Source organism: Mycobacterium sp. (assembly GCF_019243155.1).
GTDB lineage: Bacteria > Actinomycetota > Actinomycetes > Mycobacteriales > Mycobacteriaceae > Mycobacterium.
On sequence record NZ_JAFAUS010000093.1, the window covers coordinates 18,810 to 27,866 of the forward strand.

9 protein-coding genes are annotated in these 9,057 nt (G+C 65.1%); 5 read left to right on the forward strand and 4 right to left on the reverse strand.

Features of this window, described 5'->3' with window-relative positions:
• Positions 1–32 precede the first annotated feature (32 nt).
• Positions 33–1,031 carry a magnesium transporter CorA family protein gene (locus JOZ00_RS04745; RefSeq protein ID WP_293340352.1) on the reverse strand — a complete coding sequence of 333 codons (999 nt, stop codon included), beginning with the start codon at positions 1,029–1,031 and terminating at the stop codon, positions 33–35.
• A 210-nt stretch (positions 1,032–1,241) separates the two neighbouring features.
• Between JOZ00_RS04745 and JOZ00_RS04750 the strand changes: the two genes are divergently transcribed.
• The 4 genes from JOZ00_RS04750 to JOZ00_RS04765 all read left to right on the forward strand — a co-directional run bounded on the left by JOZ00_RS04750 (position 1,242) and on the right by JOZ00_RS04765 (position 5,387).
• Positions 1,242–1,913: a DUF5994 family protein gene (locus JOZ00_RS04750; protein ID WP_293340354.1), complete on the forward strand. Its 672-nt coding sequence runs from the start codon at positions 1,242–1,244 to the stop codon at positions 1,911–1,913.
• A gap of 650 nt (positions 1,914–2,563) precedes the next feature.
• A complete protein-coding gene (locus JOZ00_RS04755) occupies positions 2,564–3,772 on the forward strand; it encodes a PPE family protein (RefSeq protein ID WP_293340357.1) in 1,209 nt (402 codons plus the stop codon).
• Between the two features lie 19 nt (positions 3,773–3,791).
• Positions 3,792–5,033: a PPE family protein gene (locus tag JOZ00_RS04760; protein ID WP_293340360.1), complete on the forward strand. Its 1,242-nt coding sequence runs from the start codon at positions 3,792–3,794 to the stop codon at positions 5,031–5,033.
• Positions 5,034–5,051: 18 nt separating this feature from the next.
• Positions 5,052–5,387, forward strand: a complete 336-nt coding sequence (locus tag JOZ00_RS04765) for a DUF732 domain-containing protein (RefSeq protein WP_293340362.1) — start codon at positions 5,052–5,054, stop codon at positions 5,385–5,387.
• Positions 5,388–5,408: 21 nt separating this feature from the next.
• Here the strand turns inward: JOZ00_RS04765 and JOZ00_RS04770 are convergent, their stop codons facing one another.
• Together JOZ00_RS04770 and JOZ00_RS04775 are read right to left on the reverse strand one after the other, a co-directional pair.
• A complete protein-coding gene (locus JOZ00_RS04770; RefSeq protein WP_293340364.1) occupies positions 5,409–6,212 on the reverse strand; it encodes an MBL fold metallo-hydrolase in 804 nt (267 codons plus the stop codon).
• A 36-nt stretch (positions 6,213–6,248) separates the two neighbouring features.
• Complete coding sequence (locus JOZ00_RS04775; protein WP_293340367.1) at positions 6,249–7,751, reverse strand: HNH endonuclease signature motif containing protein; 1,503 nt, start codon at positions 7,749–7,751, stop codon at positions 6,249–6,251.
• Positions 7,752–7,912: 161 nt separating this feature from the next.
• Here JOZ00_RS04775 and JOZ00_RS04780 point away from each other — a divergent pair, with 161 nt between their 5' ends.
• Entirely contained in the window at positions 7,913–8,581 is a 669-nt protein-coding gene (locus tag JOZ00_RS04780) for an ANTAR domain-containing protein (RefSeq protein WP_293340369.1), read from the forward strand.
• 59 nt (positions 8,582–8,640) lie between these two features.
• On the opposite strand, the gene JOZ00_RS04785 is transcribed toward JOZ00_RS04780, so the two are convergent.
• Positions 8,641–9,057 (reverse strand): pseudouridine synthase (locus tag JOZ00_RS04785; protein ID WP_293340371.1); only part of this gene is annotated, 417 nt, incomplete at its 5' end.

Consider the following 9,057-nt stretch of genomic DNA (forward strand, 5'->3'; position numbering starts at 1 on the left):
GCCGCCTGTCGCGTAAGTGACCACCTTGCGATCTACAGCCAATCGCGACGCCTGAACATCACGTAGAGCACCACCATCAAGACGACTATCACGGTGGTGCTGGCCGCGAATCCGGCGGCATTTCCGAAACCTGGGTAGGGAACATTCTGCCCGTAAAAGCCCGTGATCGCCGTTGGCACGGCGATGATGGCCGCCCACCCGGTCAACTTCTTCATGACGGTATTCAACCGGGCGTCCTGCAGCGACAGGTTGGTTTCGAAAATCGTTGTGATCATGTCGCGCAACGATTCTGTCCATTCCGCCACCCGCAACACGTGGTCATACAGGTCGGCGTAGAGAGGGTCCAGCTGCCGGTCGGACCCATCCGAGACCCGGTGGTGCTGTATTGCATTGATCACCTCGCGCATGGGTAGCGCTACTCGCCGAAGGTTCACCAGGTCTCGGCGCAATTGGAATGTTTTGCGCTGAAAGGTTCCTTTGCGCGGCCTGCCGTCGAACAGCTCGTCCTCGATGGCTTCAATGCATTCATCGAGGGCCTCCACCGCCGTGAAATGACTGTCGACCACCACATCGAGCAAGCCGTGCACCAGTGCCCCGACACCGTGCGCCTGGCCGCCGATCTCCTGCCACCTCCGCGTCACCTGGGCCATGTCGAAGTCGGAGGTCAGGCGCACGGTGATCAGCCCCTGCGGCAGCACGAAACCCGAGATGCGCTGCATCGACAGCATGCGCTGTGGCGTTTCGGCGGCCTCGGTTGCGACGTCGACCGCATAGACGGTGAAGAAGGTGTGGGTTTCGTAGGCGGTGACTTTGACCCGCTCGGCCGCCGCCAGGGCGTCTTCGACAGCCCAGCGGTTCAGACCGAGTTCGTCGGCCAGGCCGCACAGGGTGTCGTGGTCCGGATCGCACAGATCGGCCCAGATCAGGGTATCGCGCTCGGTGAGATAGTCCGAGATCTTGTCGAACTCGAAGTCGTCCTGCGCCTTGCCACCGCGCCATACCTGGCCCTGGATATTCGATGCGATCTGCACCGCACCATCTTCTCAGCCGCTGCGCCGACGGTTGGACGGCGGCCGGGCAGCACAGTTTCCACACCCGAAAGAGGTTGCGAAAATTCGTTGTTCACGATCGGGAAACCCGCCAGCCACTCACTGGCGCAGCGGCCGCCCACTACCCGTGATGACCTTGACCTTGCGGGGGTCGTCAGGCCGATCCGCGGAGTCAGCGAGCAGGTGGTTGAAATGGAGCAAGCAAACCGGTTGCAGCTCAAGCCTTATCGGGCTGTGTCCGAGCACATCGACGGGGCGTGGTGGCCGCGGTCGACGAATTTGGCCGCCGAGCTGCTGGGCCTGGTGGCGGCGTTGTCCGACCGGCTGGGGCAGATCGTGATGGTGGGTTACCACCGTAACGACTGGCATGATACTCCGCCGTCGGCTCAAATCGGCGGGCACGCAATAGAATTACTGGGTTTCACCAGCGACGAGCCGGCAAGTGTCATGCTGTTGTCCGAATACGGTCGCCACATCACCCTGCACGTCATCGCGCCAGACACCGACGAAGACGTCGCCCGTCAGGCGCTCGACGAGGCGCGGGCGCGCACCGACTCCGAGGTTTCCACGGCGGCCCGGGCCACAGTGGGGCGATCGGTGGCGGACGTGGCCGAGAAGCTGGCCCGTCACGAGGGGCTTGGTGACGAACATCGGACCGCTCAGATCAAGCGCTGGTGCGAAGAGACGGCTCAGCAATTCGTCGATGCACCGGTGCAGACCTTCGTCCCCATCCTCGTCGAACACATCGTCCGCAACCGCATGATGGAGTCTCGCAAGCAGCGCGATCGCGTCCATGGCGGGCTGCGCATCGCTTTGCCCGGAAGCTCGGCCCCGTATTCAAGTCGTCGTAGTCTCGCCCCGTAAGCCGGCGACCGCTCGTCGAGGCCGCGGCCGCACCGGGGGAACGTGAGAGGTATTTATGTCAACGAATGGGAAATCCACCCGCGAATGAATTACCACCCCAAAACGATGTTGTGCGTGAACCGGTAATCGAAACTTTGGGTTGGCTGCAAAGCGGCTACTGAGCCATCGCCCGACAGCAAATACCCGCACCAATCCAAGCCGCCGGCAGTGGCCGAGAAGGAACCCAGTGTGGCCCCAGCAGAAGCGTTGGCGCCCAAATGGCGACGAGGTGAATTGGCTGCGAACACCCGTGCAGCTAACTGGCTCCCTATCTCAGCTCGCTTGACTCCCTTTGCGTGCAATGTCACGATGGGGTTTGCACACCTTATTAGGAGAGGCTAACTACGTGGATCACCGTCATAGATCGACGCCCACGGTCTGGATAGCTTTCCCGGCTTAGGGGTATTGAGTCCACGTGGCTTCTGGCTTGGGTCGTTCTGGCCAGGGTCACGTTTCTGTCTCGCCCCTTCGCGGGCGAGCTCCGATGACCTACGTCGCCGCAGCAGCCCGAGCTGCAGCGATGTATCAGGCGTTTGTGGCGAATTTGAAAATGAATGTTATTTTGTGTGCGGCCACCGCGGCCGCAGCCTGTTAGGCGCGAAGGGGGTCCCATGCTCTACTTTGCGGCGTTGCCGCCCGAAGTCAACTCGGCGAAAATGTATGCCGGCCCGGGATCCGGCCCGATGCTGTCTGCCGCCGCGTCGTGGAATACGTTGGCCGCCGAAATGCGTTCCGCGGCAATCGATTACGATTCGGTATTGACGCAGCTGAGCAGCGGAGGCTGGCATGGCCCGTCGTCGGCGTCGATGTTGGAAGCGGCCCGACCCTATGTGACGTGGCTGAGCACCACTGCCGCTCAGGCCGAGCAGACCGCCGCCCAGGCCCACGCGGCCGCAACGGCTTTTGAGGCCGCCTTCGCGGCCACGGTGCCGCCGCCGGTCATCGCGGCCAACCGCAGCCTGCTGGCGACCTTGGTGGCCACCAACATCTTCGGCCAGAACACCCCGGCGATCGCGGCTACCGAGGCCCAATACGCCGAAATGTGGGCTCAGGATGCCGCGGCGATGAACAGCTACGCCACCTCTTCGGGTGCCGCGTCCCAGGTGACGCCGTTCCAATCGCCGCGGACGAACACCACGCCTGACGCGGTAACCACACAAAGTCAGGCGGTCAACCGTGCTGCCAGCACGTCGGCGGGCAATGCGCAGTCGCTGTTGTCGAACAGCAACGCAGCGACGAACGCTACGAACGCAGCGCCTTTGGCCCTCCCGAACGGCGAAACGCTCCAACAGTACCTGGCGGGCCTGCTCAGCGGCTCGGACAATTCGGCGTTTGGGACCTTCACGAATGGCAACTTCTTCAGCACGGCGGTGGTCAACGGCGCCCTTGCAGGCGGCCCGTTCAACCCGCAGTTCATCATTGCCACGACGCAGGGCCTCCTGGCAGCTCAACACGCCACGACACTCGGGGGTCTAGGGGACTTCGCCGCCGACGCCAGCGGCGTCGCGACTGCCGACCTGTCATCCAGCACGGTGGGGTCGGCCGGCCTCACCGGCGCATCCGCCGGGGTGGGCGAGGCGCATCTCGTGGGATCGCTATCGGTGCCGCAGACCTGGACGTCGGCGGCCAATCTCAACCCCGGTCAAGCGGTGCAGGCCACCGGCGTCACCGGTCTCACTGACTCGACCTCGGCAGCCCCGGCGGCAGGCGGGCCCGGAGGCGTCGCCGGGCCGATGGGCGGCGGCGGCAGGCGTCGCCGCGCCATCCCCAAATACGGGTTCCGACCCGTCGTCATGCCACGTCCACCGGCCGCCGGCTGAGAACTCTGGAGAAGATGTCATGTCGATCTATGCGGGATTGCCACCCGAAATCAACTCGGCCAGGATGTATTCCGGCCCGGGCTCGGAATCGATGCTGGCCGCCGCGGCTGCGTGGAACTCCATTTCTGCTGAATTGCGTTCCACTGCAACCAACTATGAGTCGGTGATTGCGGCGCTCACCAGTGAGGGTTGGGGCGGTCCGTCTTCGGCAAAGATGGCGGCGGCGGTCGCACCTTACATTGAGTGGCTCAAGACCACAGCCGTCCAAGCCGAGCAGGTCGGCACACAAGCCAACGCGGCCGCGGCCGCCTATGAGACCGCGTTTGCCGCAACCGTGCCCCCAGCCGTCGTGACGGCCAACCGCACCCAGCTGACGAACCTGGTGGCGAGCAACCTCTTCGGCCAGAACACCGGATTGATTGCTGCCAACGAGGCTCAATATGGCGACATGTGGGCTCAGGACGCCGCCGCGATGACCGGCTACACCGCCTCCTCGCGCGCGGCAACCCAATTGACGCCGTTCGAACAGCCGAATTCGGACACCACCAGCAGCGGCACCAGCCAGCAGAACGCCGCCGTTTTGAACGCCACCAATAGCGCCGCAAGCGGTTCCACGAGCAATGCGGTCAATGCGGCGGCCGCCGACCCTTCGGGAGGTCTGCTGGCGTGGCTTGGCCTCGCGCCGAATACGAACACCTCCACCACCGGGCTTGCCGGGTTGATGAACTTCCTGGATGGAAGCAACGGCTCGGTGACGGGAAGCTTCCTCAACAACGCCTCGGTCGCCAACTTCTCGAACGCCTTTACCACCAGCGGGCTGTTGAACCCGACGTCGTTCATCGATTCGCAGGTGGCGATGAACTCCATCAACTCTCTGAACGCCGTCGACTCCACCACATCAGGGCTGGGCGTCCTGGCCGCCGGCCTGGGGGGTACGGCGAACCTGGCATCGGTAACCGCCCCCGGAGCGGCAGCCGCGGCAAGCGTGGGGCAGGCGAGCCTAGTTGGGGCCCTGTCGGTTCCGCCGGCGTGGGCTGCAACAGGAGCGACCATCACACCAGTGGCGGCGACGACTCAGGTCGGTCTAGTTGCTTACCACGGCTTCGGCTCCGCCACCCCGATGGTGATGGAAGAGCCTGGGGCAGTGGGCATGCCGGGCGTGCCCATCGCGGGCATCCCCGGCGGGCACGAGGAAGAGTTCTCCGAACCGATATACGGGTTCCGCCCCCGCATCTTCGGTAAACCGCCGGCCGCTGGTTAAGGACAGCGAGCTCGCGACATGAGAATCCTAACGTTTCTGGCTGGCGCCGTTGCCTTGGTCGGCATGGCAATACCAGCGCACGCCGACTCCGATGACGACGCGTTCCTCGCCGCCCTCAACAAAGCCGGTATCACTTATCAGAATTCCGACCGCGCGATAAAAGCGGGCCAAAAGGTTTGTGACTTGGCCAATTCAGGTACGTCACAGCTCGACATCATCAGGGATGTCCACGAGCTCAACCCGGCATTCACCTCAGCAAAAGCCGCCCTGTTCGTCCAAGCCGCCGCCAGCGCATACTGCCCTGAACGCCTATCCACTGACGATGGCGGAACAAACCCCCAGAGCAGTAGCTGAACGGCCGCTCGGCGACCACTCTCACACGGTCGCTGAGGCGCCGCGGTCCAGTTCGATGATCCGATCGCCCATGCCGCGGCGCTGCATTTCACCGATGAAGTCGGCCAGCGGCGATGCGAAGACGCCGTAATCGTCGAAGTGGACCGGGATCATCTTCGGCAGCCCCAGCAACGCCACCAGTTCCGCACCCTGGCGGCCATCCATGGTTACGGTCAACCCGAACGGAAGCCACCGGCCGGCCGGCAGCCGGGTTCCGCCAAGGTGCAGCACACCCGCGTCGATGGAGTCGAAGCGCACCGGAATCTCGTTGAGCTCCTCGACGAGCAGGGTGTCGCCGGAGACGTATAGCCGACGGACTGAGCGGTCGGCGGAAACGAATTCCAGCATGGTGCCCATCACCGGTGGCAGCAGCCGATGGCTCCACGCCGGTGCGTGACGTCCCGGCAGCGATGTGATGTTGAGGGTGGTGTCGCCCTTGGTGATCGTGTGGCGTTGCCACGTCGACAGGGCAAGTGCGTGGCCGAAGCCACGGTGGTGTAACCGCTTTGCCGCGTGTGGGGTGGTGATGATCGGCAACCCATGGTCGAGGCCCCGCTGCGACACCCTGTCCCAGTGGTCGCCGTGCATGTGCGAGAGCACAACGGCGTCGACCGGCGGCAGTTCGTCAATATTCAGCGCCGGTTCCCTCAGCCGCTTGGACACCAACCCGTAACCCAGATAGGCATGCTGCCCCTGGTGCAGAAAATTCGGATCGGTCAACAGCGTCAGCCCGCCGGCAGTGATCAAAGTGGTGGCGTTGCCCACAAAAGTGACCGTGATTTCCATGGCCGCGGGCTACCCGGTCCCGGAGTATTCACGCGGCTAGAAGGCTGGTGGATCGTCGTCGGGTGGGGCCGGGCCGGGGCAGCTTGAGTATTCGGCGCGCCGCGCCAGGCGGGCTTCGCAGTTGCGTCGGCGTTCGGTGGCGATGCGCTGGGTGCGGTTCTGGGCGCGGGTGCGCGCACGCCGCGGCATCATCGCAGTGCGCTCGCCGCAAGGTTGGTCGGCTGGCGCCTTGACGGCAGGCAGGTCGCCGGTGGGTGCGCAGAGGGACGGGAACAGCAGCGCGCTGCCCGGGGTGGTCACGTAGGTACGCCCCGCCGGTGACCGCAGGATCAGCGTGCCGTTCGGCAACTGCAGCTCGCGCCAGCCCCAGAAGGTCTTCACCAAATGATGCATGCGGCAATAGCACTTGAGATTCGACGCATGCGTGAGCCCACCGGCGGCGAACGGGATCGTATGGTCCACATCGCATTCGGCTGCCGACCGGTCACAGCCGGGCCAGCGGCAAGTCAAGTCCCGGCAGCGCACGAAATCGGCCAGCGCCGCCGACGGCACATAGCCGGGTTCGGCCGGCGCGTCACCCGGGTGGACGAGCGGCACCAGCTTCGCCGAGGCGGCCAGCTCGGCCATCAACTCGGGCGGAATCAGCCCGTCGGCGCCGACCAACGACCCCGGCGCCGCACCGACGCCGTCAACGGTGGCCTGCTCGGCGACCACGTGGATGACCACGGGGCTCGCGCCAGGCCGGGACGCGGCGACGCAGTCCGCTCGCCCGCAGCCACACCCCAGCCGGTCCGTGCCGGCGGCCAACGCCCCCAGGGCATCCGCGCGGCGTTGCTCCCGGGTGCGGGGATCGTGCTCGCACACCGTGCCCGCCAACACGCTCAGCCGCCGATCCAGCGCTCGCGCGTCCGGGCTGAGCAGGCTGCCCTGGATGTGCGAAAGGCCGTCCCCGCTGTCGGCGATCCAGATTTCCCGGTCGGCTGCGCGCTCCTTACGACGCCGCACCGCGTCGATGTCCGCCCTGGCGACGACCCTGTCGACCTGACCGGCCAGCCGGCCCCGGCTCATGGACGGCCACCGCGTCGCCTTGACCGCCAACTCGGCGTCGACGGCCACCAACACCTCCGAGTCGACGATCAAGTCGGTGCGGTACACGATCGTCTGGAACGTGCGGTAGTCGATGTCGCCGGCCTTGAAGACCTCGGCCACCCGCGGCAACCGCTCCCGCATCGCTCGCGCGTAGCGCACCTGGCCGGTGGCCAGCCCCTGACTGATGCGCAACTCGGCGGCGACCTCCGCGGCCACCGCCTCCATCGTGTCGACGGCCCACTCCTCGGTCTCCGAACAACGCGAAAGCCGGTAGGTGAACAGCTCGTCAATTGCGGTCAGCTGCGCGGCCGCCGCCCGATTCTCCACCCGGGAGAACGCGTGAATCCGCTCTAGCAATGCCGCCGATTCGGCTGTCGCCGACGGGTAATGCCGCTCGAACAACTCGTCAAAACGAGCGATCACCTCCGACCGTTGCGCTTGCTCGAACATACATTCGAGTATGCCAGTGGCCTCCGACACCCGGAGGTTCACCGCCGAAGGACCGGGTATGCACGGACATGCCATCAAAGCGGCGTTCTCCGACAGAGTTCGACCAGTATCGGTTCCACGCGGCCGCGACTTCGGTAGCCGGCAAAATTAACGTCGGCGCAATGTTTCTCGACCGCGACCTACGCATCCGCGGGCTCAATGGAACCTACGAGGCAATCTCCATGCGCCGGCGCGAGGAGATGCTGGGTGAGTTCGTGTTCGACGTGTTCCCGGACAACCCGGACGATCCGAAGGCCAGCGGATGCTCCCGGGTTGCCGAATCCGCCGAATCCGCGATGCGCAAGCGCGGCACCGACGCCATGCCGATCGTGCGGTACGACATCGCCGACCCGCAGAATCCCGAAATATTCATGCCGAAACTCTGGACGTGTAGCAACACCGCGGTCGACGATGGACACGACCACATCGGAGTTCTCCATCAAGTAGCCGAGATCGTGTCTCTTGACGAAGCGTTATCAGCACTTTCGCGGGCCAACGCCCGCGGAGAGCTGGCTGGCGCCGGTGAGCAATTGCATGTGTTGGCCGCATTGGCCGCCAGGGTCCGCGCGGACCAGGGGCACGTCGCCGCATTGACCCAGGAGATCGAGCAACTACGCCGCGCTGTTGAAAGCCGCGACGTCATCGGCCAGGCCAAAGGGATACTCATGGAGCGCTTCGACATCAACGCGGCGGCGGCGTTCGCCCTGCTGGTGAGGTTGTCGCAGCGGTCGAACACGCCCGTGACGGTGATTGCCCAGAAGCTGATCGAGATCGACCATCCAAGCGCGTAATCCGGCAAAATCAGCGCAGCGTTCTGTCCGCCTTGGTGACGCAGCGATAGAGATCGGAGTCAGGGACCCGCTCGGCGGCTGGTGAATTCGCGGCGCACGCCCGTCACCGGGTCGTCGAACTCGATGCGCTGCGCCAGCAACCGCAGCGGTGTGCTGAAGTCGTCGGCGGCGACTTCAATGACGTTGGGATACAACGGGTCCCCATCGATCGGAATCCCCAGCGAAGCCATGTGCACGCGCAGCTGGTGGGTGCGCCCCGTGCGCGGGGTCAGCCGGTACAGCCCGTCCGGCGACAGCAGCTCAATCCTGGTGTCCGCGTTGACCTCTCCCGGTTCGCAGACCGCCTGCAGGTGTCCCCGACGTTTGACGATCCGGTTGCGCACCACGCGCGGGAACTCGCACGCGGGGTCGACGGCGGCCCGCGCCAGGTAGGTCTTGCGCACCAAACCCCGGGAGAACAGGGTCTGGTAGGCGCC

Coding starts and splice junctions, on each gene's coding strand:
- JOZ00_RS04755 (WP_293340357.1), top strand. CDS start 2,564: ATGCTCTACTTTGCGGCGTTGCCGCCCGAAGTCAACTCGGCGAAAATG.
- JOZ00_RS04765 (WP_293340362.1), top strand. CDS start 5,052: ATGAGAATCCTAACGTTTCTGGCTGGCGCCGTTGCCTTGGTCGGCATG.
- JOZ00_RS04770 (WP_293340364.1), bottom strand. CDS start 6,212: ATGGAAATCACGGTCACTTTTGTGGGCAACGCCACCACTTTGATCACT.
- JOZ00_RS04750 (WP_293340354.1), top strand. CDS start 1,242: ATGGAGCAAGCAAACCGGTTGCAGCTCAAGCCTTATCGGGCTGTGTCC.
- JOZ00_RS04775 (WP_293340367.1), bottom strand. CDS start 7,751: ATGTTCGAGCAAGCGCAACGGTCGGAGGTGATCGCTCGTTTTGACGAG.
- JOZ00_RS04760 (WP_293340360.1), top strand. CDS start 3,792: ATGTCGATCTATGCGGGATTGCCACCCGAAATCAACTCGGCCAGGATG.
- JOZ00_RS04780 (WP_293340369.1), top strand. CDS start 7,913: ATGTTTCTCGACCGCGACCTACGCATCCGCGGGCTCAATGGAACCTAC.